Annotated in this window: 18 protein-coding genes and 1 pseudogene; 12 read left to right on the top strand and 7 right to left on the bottom strand. The window is 67.5% G+C overall.

Annotation, left to right across the window (positions count from 1 at the left end; all coding sequences use genetic code 11):
• The first annotated feature begins 6 nt into the window (after positions 1-6).
• The gene (locus BG90_RS37455) at positions 7-780 is read left to right on the top strand and encodes a hypothetical protein (RefSeq protein ID WP_010120401.1); all 774 of its coding nucleotides are present in this window, start codon (positions 7-9) and stop codon (positions 778-780) included.
• Here BG90_RS37455 and BG90_RS22380 read toward each other — a convergent pair.
• Positions 704-1,756, bottom strand: a complete 1,053-nt coding sequence (locus BG90_RS22380; protein ID WP_010110355.1) for an AraC family transcriptional regulator — start codon at positions 1,754-1,756, stop codon at positions 704-706. The two genes, BG90_RS37455 and BG90_RS22380, sit on opposite strands and share 77 nt — an antisense overlap.
• 130 nt (positions 1,757-1,886) lie before the next feature.
• Between BG90_RS22380 and BG90_RS22385 the strand changes: the two genes are divergently transcribed.
• The gene (locus BG90_RS22385) at positions 1,887-3,920 is read left to right on the top strand and encodes an NADPH-dependent 2,4-dienoyl-CoA reductase (protein ID WP_010120400.1); all 2,034 of its coding nucleotides are present in this window, start codon (positions 1,887-1,889) and stop codon (positions 3,918-3,920) included.
• A gap of 34 nt (positions 3,921-3,954) precedes the next feature.
• Here BG90_RS22385 and BG90_RS22390 read toward each other — a convergent pair whose 3' ends face one another.
• Together BG90_RS22390 and catC (BG90_RS37460) are read right to left on the bottom strand one after the other, a co-directional pair.
• Positions 3,955-4,752, bottom strand: a complete 798-nt coding sequence (locus BG90_RS22390; RefSeq protein WP_025990357.1) for an alpha/beta hydrolase — start codon at positions 4,750-4,752, stop codon at positions 3,955-3,957.
• 39 nt (positions 4,753-4,791) lie between these two features.
• Positions 4,792-5,073, bottom strand: a pseudogene (gene catC, locus BG90_RS37460) (muconolactone Delta-isomerase); the annotation flags it as partial.
• Positions 5,074-5,494: 421 nt separating this feature from the next.
• On the opposite strand from catC (BG90_RS37460), the gene cyoA reads away from it, so the two are divergent.
• From cyoA to cyoD, 4 genes are read left to right on the top strand one after another with little or no spacing between them, the layout of a single operon-like run.
• A complete protein-coding gene (cyoA, locus tag BG90_RS22395) occupies positions 5,495-6,382 on the top strand; it encodes a ubiquinol oxidase subunit II (RefSeq protein ID WP_045568546.1) in 888 nt (295 codons plus the stop codon).
• A 2-nt stretch (positions 6,383-6,384) separates the two neighbouring features.
• Positions 6,385-8,391: a cytochrome o ubiquinol oxidase subunit I gene (cyoB, locus tag BG90_RS22400; RefSeq protein ID WP_045568398.1), complete on the top strand. Its 2,007-nt coding sequence runs from the start codon at positions 6,385-6,387 to the stop codon at positions 8,389-8,391.
• Entirely contained in the window at positions 8,391-8,999 is a 609-nt protein-coding gene (gene cyoC / locus BG90_RS22405) for a cytochrome o ubiquinol oxidase subunit III (RefSeq protein ID WP_010120380.1), read from the top strand. The genes cyoB and cyoC overlap by 1 nt, the downstream gene beginning before the upstream one ends.
• On the top strand, positions 9,000-9,332 hold the full coding sequence (cyoD, locus tag BG90_RS22410) for a cytochrome o ubiquinol oxidase subunit IV (protein ID WP_010110343.1): 333 nt from the start codon (positions 9,000-9,002) through the stop codon (positions 9,330-9,332).
• A 110-nt stretch (positions 9,333-9,442) separates the two neighbouring features.
• Here the strand turns inward: cyoD and catC (BG90_RS22415) are convergent, their stop codons facing one another.
• The 3 genes from catC (BG90_RS22415) to BG90_RS22425 are packed head-to-tail and all read right to left on the bottom strand — an operon-like array spanning position 9,443 to position 11,841.
• Positions 9,443-9,733 carry a muconolactone Delta-isomerase gene (catC, locus tag BG90_RS22415; RefSeq protein ID WP_010110341.1) on the bottom strand — a complete coding sequence of 97 codons (291 nt, stop codon included), beginning with the start codon at positions 9,731-9,733 and terminating at the stop codon, positions 9,443-9,445.
• 37 nt (positions 9,734-9,770) lie between these two features.
• A complete protein-coding gene (gene catA, locus BG90_RS22420) occupies positions 9,771-10,673 on the bottom strand; it encodes a catechol 1,2-dioxygenase (protein ID WP_010120377.1) in 903 nt (300 codons plus the stop codon).
• Between the two features lie 34 nt (positions 10,674-10,707).
• Entirely contained in the window at positions 10,708-11,841 is a 1,134-nt protein-coding gene (locus BG90_RS22425) for a muconate/chloromuconate family cycloisomerase (RefSeq protein WP_010120375.1), read from the bottom strand.
• An 89-nt stretch (positions 11,842-11,930) separates the two neighbouring features.
• Between BG90_RS22425 and BG90_RS22430 the strand changes: the two genes are divergently transcribed.
• Complete coding sequence (locus BG90_RS22430; RefSeq protein ID WP_010120373.1) at positions 11,931-12,818, top strand: LysR family transcriptional regulator; 888 nt, start codon at positions 11,931-11,933, stop codon at positions 12,816-12,818.
• An 18-nt stretch (positions 12,819-12,836) separates the two neighbouring features.
• On the opposite strand, the gene andR is transcribed toward BG90_RS22430, so the two are convergent.
• The gene (gene andR, locus BG90_RS22435; protein ID WP_038802110.1) at positions 12,837-13,862 is read right to left on the bottom strand and encodes an anthranilate 1,2-dioxygenase regulatory protein AndR; all 1,026 of its coding nucleotides are present in this window, start codon (positions 13,860-13,862) and stop codon (positions 12,837-12,839) included.
• Positions 13,863-14,065: 203 nt separating this feature from the next.
• Between andR and andAc the strand changes: the two genes are divergently transcribed.
• The 5 genes from andAc to BG90_RS22460 all read left to right on the top strand — a co-directional run bounded on the left by andAc (position 14,066) and on the right by BG90_RS22460 (position 17,998).
• Positions 14,066-15,343 (top strand): anthranilate 1,2-dioxygenase large subunit AndAc, encoded by a 1,278-nt coding sequence (gene andAc, locus BG90_RS22440; protein WP_010120370.1) that lies wholly within the window; start codon positions 14,066-14,068, stop codon positions 15,341-15,343.
• Between the two features lie 14 nt (positions 15,344-15,357).
• The gene (gene andAd, locus BG90_RS22445) at positions 15,358-15,843 is read left to right on the top strand and encodes an anthranilate 1,2-dioxygenase small subunit AndAd (RefSeq protein WP_010120368.1); all 486 of its coding nucleotides are present in this window, start codon (positions 15,358-15,360) and stop codon (positions 15,841-15,843) included.
• A gap of 21 nt (positions 15,844-15,864) precedes the next feature.
• Entirely contained in the window at positions 15,865-16,194 is a 330-nt protein-coding gene (gene andAb / locus BG90_RS22450; protein ID WP_010110334.1) for an anthranilate 1,2-dioxygenase ferredoxin subunit AndAb, read from the top strand.
• Entirely contained in the window at positions 16,181-17,416 is a 1,236-nt protein-coding gene (andAa, locus tag BG90_RS22455) for an anthranilate 1,2-dioxygenase system ferredoxin--NAD(+) reductase (protein WP_010120366.1), read from the top strand. The genes andAb and andAa overlap by 14 nt, the downstream gene beginning before the upstream one ends.
• Before the next feature lie 165 nt (positions 17,417-17,581).
• A complete protein-coding gene (locus BG90_RS22460) occupies positions 17,582-17,998 on the top strand; it encodes an HIT family protein (RefSeq protein WP_010110331.1) in 417 nt (138 codons plus the stop codon).
• Positions 17,999-18,005 lie beyond the last annotated feature (7 nt).

The raw sequence follows: 18,005 nt of genomic DNA on the forward strand, positions 1-18,005 counted from the left end.
CCGTTCGTGAAGAACGTGTCGGTGCGATGCCAGCGTGCGAGCTCGTTCGGCAGTTGCCGGAATCCGGCCGCGAAGAACGTGCGGATTGCCGCGCTGCCTTGCAGGACGTCGCCGCCGCGCCCGCGCGCGGGGATGCAGCGCCTGCGCTTCGCGCGCTGCTGCTACGACCATCTCGCGGGGCGCGTGGGCGTCGCGGTGACGCAGCGGATGCAGACGCTCGGCTTGCTCGCGGCGGCGTCGGACAAGCGCTTCGACGTCACGCCGGCGGGCCGCGCGTGGTTCTCGGAGCTGGGCGTCGACGTCGACGGCCTGGTCGCGGGCCGGCGAGGCATCGCGACCCAATGTCTCGATTCGATCGAGCGCCGGCATCATTTGGCGGGCCCGCTCGGCACGCAGTTGATGCGCTGCCTGTGCGAGCGCGGATGGCTGCGGCGCGTTGCGTCGTCGCGTGAGGTGCAGGTCACGCCGCGCGGCTGGACGGGCTTGAGAGAGCGGCTCGGGATCGACGCGATTGCGGACGACGCGAAGTCGTCGTGCATGTGCGTCGGCACGCGCTGGGTGGGCAACGTCGCCGCGCATCCGCGACCGCGAAGCTCGAGCGCCGGCCGGAACTCGCGTGGCTCGCGCAGCGCCTGCTCGCGGCCGCGCGGAGATAGGCGAGCGATGCGGTCATGCCATGAACGCGAGCGCGCGCGTGCGCCGTTCACGGCTCGGCTTCGCCCGCCGCCCCCCGATACGCGCTGGGCGTTTGCCCCGTCCACTTGCGGAACGCGCGCGTGAAGTTCGCCGGATCGGTGAACTGCAGGCGTTCTGCGATCGTCTTCAGGTCGAGGTCGGACGCGCGCAACAGCCGGCGCGCGTCGCGCAGCCGCGCTTCGTCGACGAGCGCGCGATAGCCGGAACCCGCATCGAGCAGGCGCCGCCGCAGCGTGCGCGTCGACGTCAACAGCCGCTTCGCGAGCTCGTCGGGCCCCGGATAGCCGTGCGCCGACAGCGTGAGCTCCGCGCGCACGCGCGCGACGAGATCGCCTTCTTCGTGGCGCACGTCCGCGTATTCGCGCTCGACCTGTGCGAGCGCCTGCTGGTGCGCGACTTCGTCCGCCATCGGCAGCGGCCAGTCGAGCGCGTCGCGCGACACCCACAGCGCGTTCGCCGCGCAGTCGAAGCGCACGGGCGGCAGCCGGTTGCGGTAGCGCGCGTAGTAGTCGGGCTCCGGCCACGCGAACTGCAGCTCGATCGGCGGGGCGGCGCGCCCCGTCACCGTGCCGACGTTCTGCGCGATCCCGGTCAGCACGATCTCGAACATCGCGTGATGCTGCAGCACCGGGCTCGCCTGCACGCCGTGCAGCGCGAGCGTCGCGCCGTCGTCGCGCTCCGCGTACTGCAGCCGGTATTGCCGGTTGCGCATCCGGAAATAGCGCGCGTTCACGAGCAGCGACGCGCGCAAGTCGGCCGCCGTCAGCGCCGCGTAGCCGAGAAAGCCGTGCACCGACATCCGCAGCCGCAGCCCGAGCTCGAAGCCGATCCCCTCGTCGCCGCTCAGCCGGATCGCGTTCAGCACGAGCCGGCCCCATTGCGACGGCGCGACGCGCGCGTCCGGCTCGCCGAGCACGTCGTCGCGCAGGCCGGTGCCCGCGCGGGCGTCGCGCGCATCGATGCCGCGCTCCTCGAACACCTTCAGCAGGTGCCGCAGGTACGCGACCGGAATCGTCGGCCGGCGCAGGCCCAGATGGTCTTTCGTCGATCGCCGCGTCATCGTGTCGTGAACGGGCCGGGAATGGCCAAGATTGGCCAGAAATGACAAGCATTATGGCTGTTTGACCCCTCACGGACAAGCGGTGTGCGCGCCTACGATGTCAGGATCCCGATACTTCCCACGATACGCGATGACGACTCCGTTTCCGCACCTGCTCGCCCCGCTCGATCTCGGCTTCACGACGCTGCGCAACCGCGTGCTGATGGGGTCGATGCACACGGGCCTCGAAGACAGCCGCAAGACGCTGCCGCGTCTCGCCGACTATTTCGCCGAGCGCGCGCGCGGCGGCGTCGGCCTGATCGTCACGGGCGGCTTCGCGCCGAACGTCGCCGGCTGGACGAAACCGTTCGGCGGCACGCTGTCGACCGACTCGGCCGCGCGCCGGCATCGCGTGATTCCGGACGCGGTGCACGCGGAAGGCGGCAAGATCGCGCTGCAGATCCTGCATACGGGCCGCTACGGCTATCACCCGTTCGCGGTCGCGCCGACGCGGCTCAAGTCGCCGATCTCGCCGTTCACGCCGCACGAGCTGACCGCGCGCGGCATCGAACGGCAGATCCGCGCGTTCGTGCGCTGCGCGCGGCTCGCGCGCGACGCCGGCTACGACGGCGTCGAGATCATGGGCTCCGAAGGCTATCTGATCAACCAGTTCATCTCGCTGCACACGAACAAGCGCACCGACGAATGGGGCGGCTCGTATGCGAACCGGATGCGATTGCCGGTCGAGATCGTCGAGCGCACCCGCGAAGCGGTCGGCCGCGACTTCATCATCATCTATCGGCTGTCGATGCTCGATCTGATTCCGGACGGCAGCGACTGGAACGAAGTCGTGCTGCTCGCGAAGGCGGTCGAGCGCGCGGGCGCGACGCTGATCAACACCGGCATCGGCTGGCACGAGGCGCGCGTGCCGACGATCGCGACGTCGGTGCCGCGCGGCGCGTTCGCATGGGTCACGAAGAAGATGAAGGGCGAGGTCGGCATTCCGCTCGTGACGACGAACCGGATCAATCGGCCGGAAGTCGCCGAGCGGATTCTCGCGGACGGCTGCGCGGACATGGTGTCGATGGCGCGGCCGTTCCTCGCCGACGCCGAGTTCGTGAACAAGGCGGCCGAAGGGCGCGTCGACGAGATCAACACGTGCATCGGCTGCAATCAGGCATGCCTCGATCACGCGTTCAAGAACCAGATCGCATCGTGCTTGCTGAATCCGCGCGCGTGTCACGAATCGGACCTGATCTATGCGCGCGCGGCGAACGCGAAGCGGGTCGCGGTGATCGGCGCGGGGCCCGCCGGCCTCGCGTGCGCGACCGTGCTCGCGCAGCGCGGGCATCGCGTCGAGCTGTTCGATGCGGCAGCCGAGATCGGCGGCCAGTTCAACATGGCGAAGCGCATTCCGGGCAAGGAGGAATTCCACGAGGCGCTGCGTTACTTCGCACGACAGATCGAACTGACGGGCGTGCAGCTACGACTGAGCCGCCGCGTCGACGCGGCCGAGCTGATCGCGGCCGGCTACGACGACGTCGTGCTCGCGACCGGCGTCACGCCGCGCAATCCGCGCATTCCGGGCCAGGATCATCCGAAGGTGCTGTCCTACATCGACGTGCTCGCTCGCAACAAGCCGGTCGGCGCGCGCGTCGCGGTGGTCGGCGCGGGCGGGATCGGCTTCGACGTCTCCGAGTTTCTCGTTCAGGACGGCGAATCGCCGACGCTCGATCTCGACGCGTGGAAGGCCGAATGGGGCGTCACCGATCCCGCGCTCGTGCGCGGCGGCGTGACGCGCGGCGAGATCGCGCCGCCCGCGCGCCGCGTCACGCTGCTGCAGCGGAAGGCGACGGGGCTCGGCAAGGGGCTCGGCAAGACGACCGGCTGGATCCACCGCGCGACGCTGAAGATGAAGCAGGTCGAGATGATCGGCGGCGTGAACTACGAGCTGATCGACGACAAGGGGTTGCACGTGACGTTCGGCAAGGAGCGCGCCGATCCGACCGTGATCGAGGCCGATACGATCGTGATGTGCACGGGGCAGGAATCCGAGCGCACGCTGTACGAGCCGTTGAAGGCGGCGGGCGTGTCGGTGCATCTGATCGGCGGCGCGGAGCTGGCCGCCGAGCTCGATGCGAAGCGCGCGATCGACCAAGGTTCGAGACTTGCCGCGCGGCTGTGAGCGAGGCGTGCGTCCGCCCATGCTCGCGGGCGCGTCATGCGGTTCGCGTCAGCTCGATGAGCGCACGCGTCAGCGCCCCGTCGGGCGCGGCCAGTTCGTCGAGCACGGAGAAATGCGAGCAGCCGGCGATCGGCAGATAGCGCGTGCGAGGATCGCATTGCGCGCACGCAAGCGCGTACTCGCGCGAATGGCGGACGAGCTCGGGCAGCTCGTCCGCACCGACGGCGACCGTCATCGGCGCGCCTCTGCCCGTCGCGTCGATCGGACTGAAGCGTTCGATCTCGTCGGGCGTGAGGTGCAGCTTGTCGTCGAGCCAGCAGAGGGCGATCGGCTCCAGATCGACGAGCGCGCTGATCGGCAGCGCCCACCCGACGGCGGGGTGGGCCCGATATAGCGCGGTGAGATGCCCGCCCGCGGAATGGCCGCTCAGGCACAACGGGCCGCGTGTGCGCGGATCGTCGCGGAGCCGGTCGAGCAGGCGGCCGATCTCGGCGACGATCTGCGTCATCGTCGCGTCGGGCGCGAGCGTGTATTCGGCAAGCACGACGTCGAAGCCGTGCGCGAGCGGCCCTTGCGCGACGAACGCGAAATCCTCTTTCGTGCAGTTCTGCCAGTAGCCGCCGTGAATGAATACGAAGGTCGGCGCATCGTTCCGGTCGCATGCGATGCGGTCGAAGCGCTGACGCGCGCCGTCGCCGTAGGCGACGTCGCGTTCGCACGGATGCGCGGCGTACAGGGCCGCGCTGCGCGCCCGGCAGCGCGCGTAGATGGCGGGGAAATCGGGCACGGCTTGCGTGTTGTTGTACGCCGCGTCGAGCGCCGCACGGTCCATGCCGCGATAGACAGCCGGGCGGCCGGTGCATTCGCCGCTGTCGTCGCGGATCGACGACGGATGCCGGCACAGCGCGCGCACTTCGATCCGCATGTACGGGAAGAGCGGCAGCCGGCTCAGCACGTCGTGCAGATGCGCGGGGCTCTCGACGTCGAAGACGCCGACGTTCGCGCGGCGGCCCGCGACGCGCCACAGATGCCGCCACACGCCTTCGCGCTGCAGCCGTTGCGCCATCTCCCTCTCCTCCGATTTCAGGCTCGCCGCTTCGGCGGGACTCATGTCGGGCGGAAGATCGATGTTCATCTCGACGTGAAACAGCATGTGGTTCTCCTGAAGAAATGATCCGCGAGAACGCGGAAGCCATTCGTGAGCGCGCGCATCGACGCGCGTGGAGCTTGCCGGCAAGCGCGCATCGTAGGAACCGAAGCGTCGCGGTGTCCAATATTTTCTCTGACGCTTTTCATGCATTCGAGGTATGCGCCGCATTCCGTCCGAGCGCGCATCGTCCGTCGACGCCGTCGACGCGGGCGACGCGCGCACTCGCATCCGGGGCATCGGAAATGGCCCGTGCGTCGGCCGAAATTTTGTGTGACAACGTGTCGCACTGTCATTTTCAGCAAAGATGATTTGTTTCATTGACGGATTTTCATCCAGTTCGCCGGCCGTATGATGCGAGCGCTTCCGCGAATCGGCCGTCCGCCGGTTCGCTCGGACTGCGATACATCTGATGCTGGCAAACGTGATGAATAGAACGGCTTTCAAAAGCTTGTCGTTGTTCGGGGCGGTCGGTGCGCTCGCCTCGCTGTCCGGCTGCGGCCTCGACGTGCTCGATCCGAAAGGCGCGGTCGGCGCCGCGGAGAAGTCGCTGATCGCGACGTCAACGTGGGCGATGCTGATCGTCGTCGTGCCGGTGATCTTCCTGACGCTGCTGTTCGCGTGGCGCTACCGCGCGTCGAACCGCAACGCGACCTACGCGCCGAAATGGGCGCACTCGACCGCGATCGAGATCGTCATCTGGACCGTCCCGTCGCTGATCATCCTGTTCCTCGGCATTCTCACGTGGAAGACCACGCACGAGCTCGATCCGTATCGGCCGCTCGAATCGTCGGTGAAGCCGATCGACGTCGAGGTCGTCGCGCTCGACTGGAAGTGGCTGTTCGTCTATCCGGACCTCGGCATTGCTTCGGTGAACCAACTTGCGGTGCCGGTCGGCACGCCGATCAATTTCCGGATCACGTCCGATTCGGTGATGAATTCGTTCTTCATTCCGCAGCTCGGCACGCAGGTCTACGCGATGGCCGGCATGCAGACGCGCCTGCACCTGATCGCCGACGAGCCGGGCGACTTCGCCGGGCTGTCGGCGAACTACAGCGGCCGCGGCTTCTCCGACATGAAGTTCCGCACGCTCGCGACGCCGCGCGACGCGTTCGACGCGTGGGTCGCGAAGGTGCGCGCGTCGCCGGAGCGGCTCGACATGACCGCGTACAGGCAGCTCGCGCAGCCTAGCGAGAAGCAGCCGGTGCGCTACTACTCGACGGTCGATCCCCGGCTGTTCAACAACATCATCGCGAAGTACAACGACGGCCACGTCCTGGACCTGACGGACGCCGCTTGTCGGACGAAGAGGTAAGCATGTTCGGTAAATTGACGCTTTCGGCGATCCCGTTCGATCAGCCGATCATCATGGGCGCGGCCGCGTTCATGGGGCTTGTCGTGCTCGCGATTCTGGGCGCGCTGACCTATACGAAGCGCTGGAAATGGCTGTGGGCCGAGTGGCTGACGACCGTCGACCACAAGAAGCTCGGCGTGATGTACATCATCGTCGCGCTGATCATGCTGCTGCGCGGCTTCGCGGATGCCGTGATGATGCGCCTGCAGCTCGCGCTCGCGTACAACGGCCCCGGCTATCTGCCGCCGCATCACTACGACCAGATCTTCACCGCGCATGGCGTCATCATGATCTTCTTCATGGCGATGACGTTCATGATCGGCCTGATGAACGTCATCGTGCCGCTGCAGATCGGCGCGCGCGACGTCGCGTTCCCTTTCATCAATTCGCTGAGCTTCTGGATGACGGCGGTCTCGGCGATCCTGATCAACATCTCGCTCGTGGTCGGCGAATTCGCGCAGACGGGCTGGCTCGCGTATCCGCCGCTGTCGGAGCTGCAGTTCAGTCCGGGCGTCGGCGTCGACTACTATCTGTGGGCGCTGCAGATATCCGGCGTCGGCACGCTGCTGACGGGCGTCAACTTCTTCGCGACGATCATCCGGATGCGCGCGCCCGGCATGACGCTGATGAAGATGCCGGTGTTCACGTGGACCGCGCTCTGCACGAACGTGCTGATCATGGCGTCATTCCCGATCCTGACGGTCACGCTCGCGCTGCTCGGCCTCGACCGCTATCTCGGCATGCACTTCTTCACGAACGATGCCGGCGGCAATGCGATGCTGTATCTGAACCTGATCTGGGCATGGGGCCATCCGGAGGTTTACATCCTGATCCTGCCCGCGTTCGGGATCTTCTCGGAGGTGGTCGCGACGTACGCGAAGAAGCCGCTCTTCGGCTACAAGACGATGGTCTATGCGAGCTGCGCGATCATGGTGCTGTCGTTCCTCGTCTGGCTGCATCACTTCTTCACGATGGGCTCGGGCGCGAACGTCAACGCGTTTTTCGGGATTATGACGATGATCATCGCGATCCCGACCGGCGTGAAGGTGTTCAACTGGCTGTTCACGATCTACCGCGGCCGGCTCGAGTTCTCGACGCCGATCCTGTGGACGATCGGCTTCATGGTGACGTTCACGCTCGGCGGGATGACGGGCGTGATGATGGCGATTCCCGGCGCGGACTTCGTGCTGCACAACAGCCTGTTCCTGATCGCGCACTTCCACAACGTGATCATCGGCGGCGTGCTGTTCGGTTATCTCGCGGGCTTCAACTACTGGTTCCCGAAGGTGTTCGGCTTCAAGCTGAACGAGAAGCTCGGCAAGGCCGCGTTCTGGTTCTGGCAGATCGGCTTCTACGTCGCGTTCGTGCCGCTCTACGTGCTCGGCTTCATGGGGATGACGCGGCGTCTGAACCATTACGACAATCCGGCATGGCATCCGTGGCTCGTCGTCGCCGCGTTCGGCGCCGCGCTGATCGCGATCGGCATCGCATGCCAGCTGCTGCAGCTCGTCGTCAGCCTGCGCGATCGCAAGCTGCCCGAAAATCGCGACTTCACGGGCGATCCGTGGGGCGGCCGCACGCTCGAATGGGCGACGTCGTCGCCGCCGCCCGCATACAACTTCGCGACGATCCCGGCCGTGCACGCGCTCGACGAGTTCGCGTACCGCAAGGAGCGCGGCCTCGGCATCGGCAAGCAAGCGGAGTATCGCGACATCCACATGCCGTCGAACACGAGCGCGGGCCTCTTCGTCGGCGTGTTCAGCCTGGTGCTCGGCTTCGCGGCGGTATGGCACATCTGGTGGCTCGCGATCGTCGGGCTCGCCGGCATCGTCGTCACGGTGATCGCGTATAGCGCGAGCGACGGCGACGGCTATTTCATCCCGGCCGACACCGTGCGCAAGATCGAGGAAAAACGCGGCGGCGCGCGCTTCGTCGCACGGCCGGCGGAAGTCGAACTGGAGGCAAACTGATGTCGTATCAATCCGTGAGCGCCGCTCATCATCAGGCTGCGCACGACCATCCGCCGTCGCATTCGGTGTTCGGTTTCTGGCTGTACCTGATGACCGACTGCGTGATCTTCGCCGCGCTGTTCGCCGTGTTCGCGGTGATGGCGCATCAGTTCGCGGGCGGCCCGACGGCCGTCGACCTGTTCGACATCCCGGGCGTCGCGATCGAGACCGCGCTGCTGCTCGTCAGCAGCATCACGTACGGCTTCGCGATGATCGGCGCGCAGCGCGGCCGCCGAAGCGCGCTGCTCGGCTGGCTCGCGGTGACGTTCGTGCTCGGCGCGGCGTTCCTCGGCCTCGAGCTGCGCGAGTTCTCGCACATGATCGCCGAAGGCGCGGGGCCGCAGCGCAGCGCGTTCCTGTCGTCGTTCTTCACGCTCGTCGGCACGCACGGGCTGCACGTCGCGATCGGCCTCTTGTGGATGGCCGTGCTCGCGTTTCAGGCGACGCGCCGCCCGGCGCTGACCGAGCGCGACATTCGCCGGCTCACCTGCCTGAGTCTTTTCTGGCACTTCCTCGACATCGTCTGGATCTGCGTCTTTACCTTTGTCTATCTCGCGAGCGTGATCTAAATGACCGATACGCATCTCTCTCACGACGGCGAAGCGCACGGCACCGTGGGCGGCTACGTCGCCGGATTCATCCTGTCGGTGCTGTTGACGGCGGCGTCGTTCGGGCTCGTGCTGAGCGGCGCGCTGTCGTCGCACGCGTCGCTGATCGCGCTCGCGGCGCTTGCGTTCGTGCAGATCGTCGTGCACCTCGTCTATTTCCTGCACATGAACGCATCGTCCGGCCAGCGCTGGAACGTGATGGCGTTCAGCTACACGGTGCTGACGGCGGCGATCCTGATCGTCGGCACGCTTTGGGTCATGCACAACGTCGGCATGAACATGATGTCGCGTTGAGCGTGAATCTCGCATGCGCCGGGTAGGCCCCGGCGCATGCGCAAAAGCGCGGGCGCACGGGGAACATCCGTGCGCCCGTTTCGTTTCGCGCGGCCGACGCGATGCGGCGCTCAGCGGTCGTCGTCGTGGATCGACGACGGATGCCGGCACAGCGCGCGCACTTCGATCCGCATGTACGGAAAGAGCGGGAGCTGGCTCAGCACGTCGTGCAGATGCGCGGGACTCTCGACGTCGAAGACGCTGACGTTCGCGTAGCGGCCCGCGATGCGCCACAGGTGCCGCCACACGCCTTCGCGCTGCAGCCGCTGCGCCATCTCCTTTTCTTCCGACTTCAGGCTCGCGGCCTTGACCGGATCGATGTCGACGGGCAGCTCGACGGTCATTTCCACATGAAACAGCATGGCTTGATCCTTGTGATGAACGTTGTGGCGATGCCGTTCACGCCTGCGCGCGAACGCGCTCGACTTCGCTCGCCGGCACGTTGCCGCGCGCATGCGTCAGTGAGAAGTCGAAGTCGATCAGCGCGAATTGGCCATCGATTCCGTAAGGCTTGCCTTCCGCGCCTTCGGCCTGCTTGATCTTCGGAATCAGGCCTTCGCGCGTCGCGAACGCGAAGTCGTCCCAGATGTGCGGGTCGCCTTCGATGTTGATCTGCGTCGTCAGTTTGCGATGACCGGGCGCCGACACGAAGAAATGGATGTGCGCGGGACGGTGGCCGTGGCGGCCGAGCTGGTCGAGCAACTGCTCGGTCTTGCTGCCGGGCGGCACGCTGTAGCCGACGGGCAGCACGCTGCGGAAGCTGTAGCGGCCTTCGGCGTCGGTGCGGATCGAGCGGCGCAGATTGAACGCCGGCTGCGACGGATCGAAGTACGAATAATTGCCGAGATGGTTCGCATGCCATACTTCGACGAGCGCGTTCGCGAGCGGCTTGCCGTCTTCGCCGAGCACGCGGCCGCGCATCACGAGCGTCTGGCCGGGATCCGTGCCGTCGTCGAGACGCGCATGGCCGACCGATTCCGGCGCGCCGGCGACGTACAGCGGCCCTTCGATCGTGCGCGGCGTGCCGCCTTGCAGGCCCGCCTTCGCTTCCGCTTCGTCCATCCGCACGTCGAGGAAGCGCTCGAAGCCGAGGCCGGCCGCGATCAGGCCGAATTCCTTGCCCGCTTCGTTCAGGTAGTTGAGCGCGGTCCAGAATTCGCTCGGCTGCACGTCGAAATCCTCGATCGTGTGGAACAGATCCTTCACGATCCGGTTGACGATCGCGCGTACGCGCGGGTTGCCGGGCTGCGTCGCGGCGTCGTCGAACGACTTCAGCAGGGCGTCGATGGCTTCCTTGTTCATCTGCGTCTCCAATATCAGTGAATGTAGGCGTGGGTCAGCGGGACTGGCGTCGCATCCGCTCGATGCGGGACCAATCGAAAGTGATGCCGAGACCGGGGGTGGCCGGCAGGTGCAGCTTGAAATCCTCGTAACGCAGCGGCTCGACCAGAATCTCCTCCGTCAGCAGCAGCGGGCCGAACAGCTCGGTGCCCCACTTGAGCGAGCCGAACGTGCTGAAGAGCTGCGCGGACGCGATCGTGCCGGCCGCGCCTTCGAGCATCGTGCCGCCGTACAGGTCGATGCCGGCCGCGGCCGCGATCGACGCGACGGCCGCGGCGCCCTGCAGGCCGCCCGATTGCGCGATCTTCACCGCGAACACGTCGGCCGCGCGCTCGCGCGCGAGCGCGAATGCGTCGACGGGGCCGTGCAGCGCCTCGTCGGCCATGATCGGGATGTGCGCGAGCGCGGTCAGGCGTTTCAGGCCCGCGCGGTTCGTCGCGGCGATCGGCTGCTCGACGAGGCTCACGCCCGCTTCCGCGAGCCGCATGTCTGCCCACACCGCTTCGCTTTCGGTCCACGCCTGGTTCACGTCGACGCGCACGTCGCCGCGCTCGCCGAGCGCGCGCTTGATCGCGACCACGTGCGCGACGTCGTCGACGACCGCGCGCGCGCCGATCTTCAGCTTGAACGCGCGATGGCGGCGCGCTTCGAGCATCGCTTCGGCTTCCGCGATGTCGCGGCCGGTGTCGCCGCTCGCGAGCGTCCACGCGACGTCGAGCGCATCGGTCGCGCGGCCGCCGAACAGCTCGGACAGCGGCACGCCGAGGCGGCGCGCCTGCGCATCGAACAGCGCGGTCTCGAGCGCGCACTTCGCGAAGCGGTTGCCCTGGAACAGCTTGCGCACGCGCGCCATCGCGGCGCCGGGGCGGGTCGCGTCCGCGCCTTGCAGCAGCGGCGCGAAATAGGTGTCGATGTTCGTCCTGATGCTCTCGGGGCTTTCCTCGCCGTACGCGAGGCCGCCGATCGTCGTGCCTTCGCCGACGCCTTCGATACCGTCCGAGCATCGAACGCGGACGAGCACGAGCGTCTGGCAGTTCATCGTCGCGACCGACAGCTTGTGCGGCCGGATCGTCGGCACATCGACGAGCAGCGTCTCGATTCGGTCGATGGTGATGCCTGTTGCTATCATCGGAATCCTCCTGTCGCACACATGGTAGAAACAAACGCGCGACGGCGTCCAACACCCTTTCCGACTACTTCCATACTTTCGAGGTATGCATGGAACTGCGTCAGCTCCGGTATTTCATCGCGGTGGCCGAAGAGATGAACATCACGCGCGCCGCGCAACGGCTGCACATGACGCAGCCGCCGCTCAGCCGCCAGCTGCAGCTGATCGAGGACGAGATCGGCCTGCCGCTCTTCGAGCGCGGCGCGCGGCCGCTGAAGCTGACCGACGCGGGGCGGGTGTTCTACGCGCAGGCGCGGCGCGTGCTCGAGCAGGCCGACGAGCTCGCGCCGCTCACGCGCCGGCTCGCGCAGGCGGCCGAGCGGATCGTGATCGGCTTCGTGCCGTCGACGCTGTACGGCGCGCTGCCCGACGTGATCCGCGCGTTCCGCGAGGCCGCGCCGGCCGTCGAGCTGTCGCTGATCGAAATGTTCACGCTCGAGCAGCTCGGCGCGCTGAAAGGCGGCCGGATCGACATCGGCTTCGGCCGGCTGCGCTTCGACGACGACCAGCTCGTGCGCGAGGTGCTCGTCGAAGAGCGGCTGATCGCGGCGCTGCCGGACGGGCATCCGCTCGCCGCGCCCGACGCGCCGCTCTCGCTCGCGGAGATCGCCGGGCAGACGCTGATCGTTTACCCGAGTACGCCGCGGCCGAGCTTTGCCGATCAGCAATTGTCCGCGCTGCGCGACGGCGGTCTCGCGCCTGCGGCGGTGCACGAGGTGCGCGAGCTGCAGACGGCGCTCGGGCTCGTCGCCGCGCAGGTCGGGGTGTCGCTCGTGCCGGAGAGCGTCGATGGGGTGAGAGTGAAGGGCGTCGTCTACCGGCCGCTGCCGGAGCCCGTCGCGACGTCGCCGATCATCCTGAGCCGGCGGCTGCACGACGAAAGCCGCGCGACCAAGCTGTTCTGCTCGCTCGCGCGCGAGCTGATGGCGGGCCGCTGACGCCGCGCGCGGGCGGGCTCAAGCGTCGCGCTGGTCGGCGAGCGTCGAGGACGGCAGCTCGCCGAACCGCTCGCGGTACGCGATCGCGAAGCGGCCGAGGTGCGCGAAGCCGCAGTCGAGCGCGATCTCGGCGATCCGCCGGTCGGGCGCCGCCGCGCGCAGCAGCTCGCGCGCGTGGTCGAGCCGCATCTTGCGCAGGTACTGCATCGGGCTCATGCCGCGAAACTGCAGGAAGCCGTCGCGCAGCGTGCGTTCCGGCACGCCCGCCGCCTGCGCGATTTCCGCGAGCTGCAACGGCTGCGCGAATTGGGTGTCGATGAATTCCTGCGCGCGCCGCACGAAGCCCGGCGCCGGATCGGCGCGCCGCACGGGCGCGGCGGCGGGCGGATGGCCGTCGATCAGCAGGTCGAGCAGCAATTGCTCGAGCCTCGCCGCGACGCGCGGGTTCGCGCTCGCGCTCGCGAGCAGCTCGGGCGAGCGCGCGACGAGCTTCAACTGCTGCATCCACGCGCTCAGCGCCGAATCGTCGACGCCGATCACCGGATCGAGCGACGCCGCCGCATCGCCGATGTGCGCGGCGAGCGTCGCGGCATCGATACGGAGGACGAACTGCTCGCAATCGCGGGAAAGGTGCGCGGCGAACGGCTCGCCGGGCGGGCACAGCACGCCCGTGCGGCCGTCGACGTCGAACGCGCGGCCCATCGTGCGGACCTGCGCGCAACCCGTCAGACAAAACATCAGCAAGTGGTAGCCGTCGACCGCGTCGACGCGCACCTGCATCGCGTCGCCGAACGCGATGGTTCCGATTCCGAGCCCGCCGAGCCGCACGAAATCCATGTGCGACGGCCCGTGCCGCGTGCCGTCCGGCAGCAGCGCGTGCGGCTGCATCACGCGCGAGATCCGCTCGCGCGTCTCGTCGAGATCGCGCGATTCGAACAGCCGGTGCTCGCGCAGCGCGAGCGGATCGAATGGGGTCGGGGGCATGATCGTCTGCCTCGCATAAAGCGCCGGCGTCCTGAATATTGCTCGTCGGCCGGGTGGCATGTCTGATGCGCGCATCGTAGCGCAGAAAATCCGCCGGAAGTGGATACTGCGCCGCCGCAACCGCACTTTCCGGATAGACGGCGAATTCTAGCGTTTCAAAAATCAGTCCCGTCAGGCGGATTGTCGACCGCCTCAATCGCAAGCATCTTGCATGGGATCGAAGTAAGCGCTGAAGCGCCAACGCCGATCAACAGGAGACAACGATGGAACTGACCGAATCACCAGTATCGCTGATCGATCGCGCCGATTCGCCCGACGTGCGATTCCCGCGCGACGACGGCTCGCGCGTGCCGTACAAGGTGTTCAGCTCGCAGGCGGTGTACGACCGCGAGCAGGAGCGGATCTTCCGCGGTCCGACGTGGAATTTCGTCGCGCTCGAGGCGGAGATCCCGAATCCGGGCGACTTCAAGAGCACGTTCGTCGGCGACACGCCCGTCGTCGTCACGCGCGGCGAGGACGGCGCGCTCGCCGCGTGGGTGAACCGCTGCGCGCACCGCGGCGCGCAGGTGTGCCGCAAGGCGCGCGGCAACGCGAGCTCGCACACGTGCGTGTACCACCAGTGGAGCTTCGACAGCCAGGGCAACCTGCTCGGCGTGCCGTTCAGGCGCGGCCAGAAGGGAATGTCCGGGATGCCCGCGGACTTCGATCCGAAGCATCACGGGCTGCGCAAGCTGCGCGTCGACAGCTACCAGGGCCTCGTGTTCGCGACGTTCAGCGACGACGTCGCGCCGCTGCCCGACTATCTCGGCCTGCAGATGCGGCCGTGGATCGACCGGATCTTCCACAAGCCGATCGAGTATCTCGGCTGCACGCGCCAGTATTCGAAGTCGAACTGGAAGCTGTACTTCGAGAACGTGAAGGACCCGTATCACGCGAGCATGCTGCATCTGTTCCATACGACGTTCAACATCTTCCGCGTCGGGATGAAGGCGCGCTCGATTCCGGACGCGGCGCACGGGCTGCACAGCATCATCACGATGACGAAGACGCGCGAGGACACGGACACCGCGAGCGCGTACAAGCAGCAGAACATCCGTTCGTTCGACGAAGGTTTTGCGCTCGAGGACGATTCGATTCTCGGCCTCGTGTCCGAATACGACGAGGACACGACGAACCACATCCAGCCGATCTTCCCGCAGCTCGTGATCCAGCAGATCCACAACACGCTCGTCGCGCGGCAACTGCTGCCGAAGGGGCCGAAGAACTTCGAGCTGATCTTCCACTTCTTCGGCTACGCGGACGACACGCCCGAGCTGCGCGATCTGCGGATCAAGCAGGCGAACCTCGTCGGGCCGGCGGGCTACATCTCGATGGAGGACACCGAGGCGACCGAGCTCGTCCAGCGCGGCACCGTGCGCGACGCGGACGCGGCATCGGTGATCGAGATGTCGCGCGGCAATCCCGACCAGGAGGACACGGCGATCACCGAGAGCCTGATCCGCAAGTTCTGGGTCGGCTACCAGAAGCTGATGGGCTATTGAGGCGGGAGACGAACATGACCGACATCACCGACGACATCCGCGTGTGGTTGGAGCTGCACATGCTGCAGGACCGCTACATCGGCCATCTCGACAACGACCGGCTCGAACGCTGGCCGGAGCTTTTCACCGAAGACTGCCTGTACGAAATCGTTCCGAAGGAAAACGCGGACATGGGCTTGCCGATCGGCATCGTCCATTGCACGAACCGGCGGATGCTGCGCGACCGGGTCGTGTCGCTGCGCCACGCGAACATCTACGAGGCGCACACGTATCGGCACATGACGTCCGGACTCGCGATCGTCGGCGCGCGGGACGGCGAGATCGAGACGGAGAGCAGCTACGTCGTCGTGCAGACGCGCAGCGACGGCGAATCGAGCGTGTACCAGGCGGGCAAGTATTACGACACGGTCGTGCGCACGGCCGAGGGACTGCGCTATCGGAAGAAGCGCGTGATCTACGACACGTCGCGCGTGCAGACGCTGCTCGCGACGCCGATCTGATTCTCGCAAGGAGTTCGAAGCATGAGTAACGAAACCGTCGCCGCGTGGCATCCGCTCGGCGCGCTCGACGAATTCACCGAGGACGAGCCGGCCGCGCGCGTCGTCGGCAACAGGCCGGTCGCGGTGTTCCGGATCGGCGACGACGTGTTCGCGCTGCACGACCTGTGCACGCACGGACATGCGCGGCTGTCCGAAGGCTTCATCGAGGACGGCTGCGTCGAATGCCCGCTGCATCAGGGACTCTTCGACATCCGCACGGGCGCGCCGAAATGCGCGCCCGTGACGGAGCCCGTGCGCGCGTATCCGATCCGCATCGTCGACGGACAGGTCGAGATCCATGTCGACGAGTGATCCATATCTGATCGCGGGCGGCGGGCATGCGGCGCGCCGCGCGGCCGAGACGCTGCGCGAACGCGATCCGGCCGCGCGGATCGTGATGATCGGCGCGGAGCCCGAGCTGCCGTACGACCGGCCGGTGCTGTCGAAGGACGCGCTCGTCGGCGACGAAGGCGAGCGCCGCGCGTTCGTGCGCGACGCCGCGTGGTATCGCGAGCGCGACATCGCGCTGCGGCTCGGCGTGCGCGTCGATGCGATCGAGCGCGCCGAGCAGCGGGTGTGCTTGAGCGACGGTGCGCGCGTCGGCTACGCGCGTCTGCTGATCGCGACCGGCTCGCGCGTGCGGCGCTTCGCCGGCCCGGTCGACGCGGACGTGCCGGTCCATTACGTGCGCACCGTTGCCGACGCCCGCGCATTGCGCGCGGCGCTCGCGCCCGGCAAGCGCGTCGCGGTGCTGGGCGGCGGCTTCATCGGGCTCGAGGTCGCCGCGTCGGCGGTGCGGCTCGGCTGCCGCGCGACGCTCGTCGATCCCGCGCAACGCCTGCTTCAGCGCGGGATGCCGGAAATCATCGGCACGTTCGCGCTCGCGCTGCATACGCGGCACGGCGTCGACGTGCGGCTCGCCGCGCTGCCCGAGCAGATTCGACGCGGCGCGGACGGCGCGGCCGTCATCGAGACGAGCGCGGGCGACGTCGAAGCCGACGTCGTCGTGGCCGGCATCGGCGTCGTGCCGAACGTCGAACTCGCGCAGGCGGCGGGCCTCGACGTCGACAACGGCGTATGCGTCGACGAGATGTGCCGCACCGCCGATCCGGCGATCTTCGCGGCGGGCGAGGTCACGCAGCATTTCAATCCGCTCGTCGGCCGCCGCGTGCGGATCGAATCGTGGCAGGTCGCGGAGAACCAGCCGGCCGTCGCGGCGGCGAACATGCTAGGGGGCGGCGAAACCTACGCGGAATGGCCGTGGCTATGGTCCGATCAGTACGACTGCAATTTGCAGACGCTCGGCCTCTTCGGCGGCGAGCAGACGCTCGTCGTGCGAGGGGCGCCGGATGACGGCGCGTTCTGCGTGTTCGCGCTGAATGCGCGCGGCGAGCTCGAAGCGGCCGCGGCGGTCAACGCGGGGCGCGAGATCGCCGCGTGCCGGCGGTTGATGACGGCGCACGTCGCGCCGGATCCCGCGCATCTCGCGGACCCGTCCGTCGCGTTGCGGTCGATGCTGCCGCGCAGCGTCTAGCGCTTGACGTATCGCTCCCGGATCGACGCCGACGCGCGCGCAAGCGGCCGGCGCTTGCGCGCGTGCGCATTCGCGTGCCGGATCGCTTGCGCGATCGCGCGCGACCGGTAAGAATCGCGTGTTGACTGACATCCGACAGACAGGCTCGCGAGCCGGGAGACTTTGATGGCCTACGATCAATCGAACATTTTTGCGAAGATCCTGCGCGGCGAAGTGCCGTGCATCCGCCTGTGCGAAACGGACACGACGCTTGCGTTCATGGACATCATGCCGCAATCGAAGGGCCACGCGCTCGTCGTGCCGAAGGAGGCGGCGGAGACGTTCTACGAGCTGTCCGAAGCCGCCGCGGCCGAATCGATGAAGATGGTGAAGCGCGTCGCGCTCGCCTTGCGCCGGACGCTCGAGCCGGAAGGGCTCTTCATCGGCCAGTTCAACGGCGCGGCGGCGGGCCAGACGGTGCCGCACGTGCATTTCCACGTGATTCCGCGCTGGGCCGACGAGCCGCTCAAGATGCACGCGCGCGAGATGGCGGATGCCGCGCAGCTCGAGGCGCTGGCGCAGAGGATTCGCGCGGCGCTGTAAGCGCAAC

Source organism: Burkholderia oklahomensis C6786, assembly GCF_000959365.1.
Taxonomy (GTDB): domain Bacteria; phylum Pseudomonadota; class Gammaproteobacteria; order Burkholderiales; family Burkholderiaceae; genus Burkholderia; species Burkholderia oklahomensis.

Coding starts and splice junctions, on each gene's coding strand:
- BG90_RS22380 (WP_010110355.1), bottom strand. CDS start 1,756: ATGACGCGGCGATCGACGAAAGACCATCTGGGCCTGCGCCGGCCGACG.
- BG90_RS22385 (WP_010120400.1), top strand. CDS start 1,887: ATGACGACTCCGTTTCCGCACCTGCTCGCCCCGCTCGATCTCGGCTTC.
- BG90_RS22390 (WP_025990357.1), bottom strand. CDS start 4,752: ATGGACCGTGCGGCGCTCGACGCGGCGTACAACAACACGCAAGCCGTG.
- cyoA (WP_045568546.1), top strand. CDS start 5,495: ATGAATAGAACGGCTTTCAAAAGCTTGTCGTTGTTCGGGGCGGTCGGT.
- cyoB (WP_045568398.1), top strand. CDS start 6,385: ATGTTCGGTAAATTGACGCTTTCGGCGATCCCGTTCGATCAGCCGATC.
- cyoC (WP_010120380.1), top strand. CDS start 8,391: ATGTCGTATCAATCCGTGAGCGCCGCTCATCATCAGGCTGCGCACGAC.
- cyoD (WP_010110343.1), top strand. CDS start 9,000: ATGACCGATACGCATCTCTCTCACGACGGCGAAGCGCACGGCACCGTG.
- catC (WP_010110341.1), bottom strand. CDS start 9,733: ATGCTGTTTCATGTGGAAATGACCGTCGAGCTGCCCGTCGACATCGAT.
- catA (WP_010120377.1), bottom strand. CDS start 10,673: ATGAACAAGGAAGCCATCGACGCCCTGCTGAAGTCGTTCGACGACGCC.
- BG90_RS22425 (WP_010120375.1), bottom strand. CDS start 11,841: ATGATAGCAACAGGCATCACCATCGACCGAATCGAGACGCTGCTCGTC.
- BG90_RS22430 (WP_010120373.1), top strand. CDS start 11,931: ATGGAACTGCGTCAGCTCCGGTATTTCATCGCGGTGGCCGAAGAGATG.
- andR (WP_038802110.1), bottom strand. CDS start 13,862: ATGCCACCCGGCCGACGAGCAATATTCAGGACGCCGGCGCTTTATGCG.
- andAc (WP_010120370.1), top strand. CDS start 14,066: ATGGAACTGACCGAATCACCAGTATCGCTGATCGATCGCGCCGATTCG.
- andAd (WP_010120368.1), top strand. CDS start 15,358: ATGACCGACATCACCGACGACATCCGCGTGTGGTTGGAGCTGCACATG.
- andAb (WP_010110334.1), top strand. CDS start 15,865: ATGAGTAACGAAACCGTCGCCGCGTGGCATCCGCTCGGCGCGCTCGAC.
- andAa (WP_010120366.1), top strand. CDS start 16,181: ATGTCGACGAGTGATCCATATCTGATCGCGGGCGGCGGGCATGCGGCG.
- BG90_RS22460 (WP_010110331.1), top strand. CDS start 17,582: ATGGCCTACGATCAATCGAACATTTTTGCGAAGATCCTGCGCGGCGAA.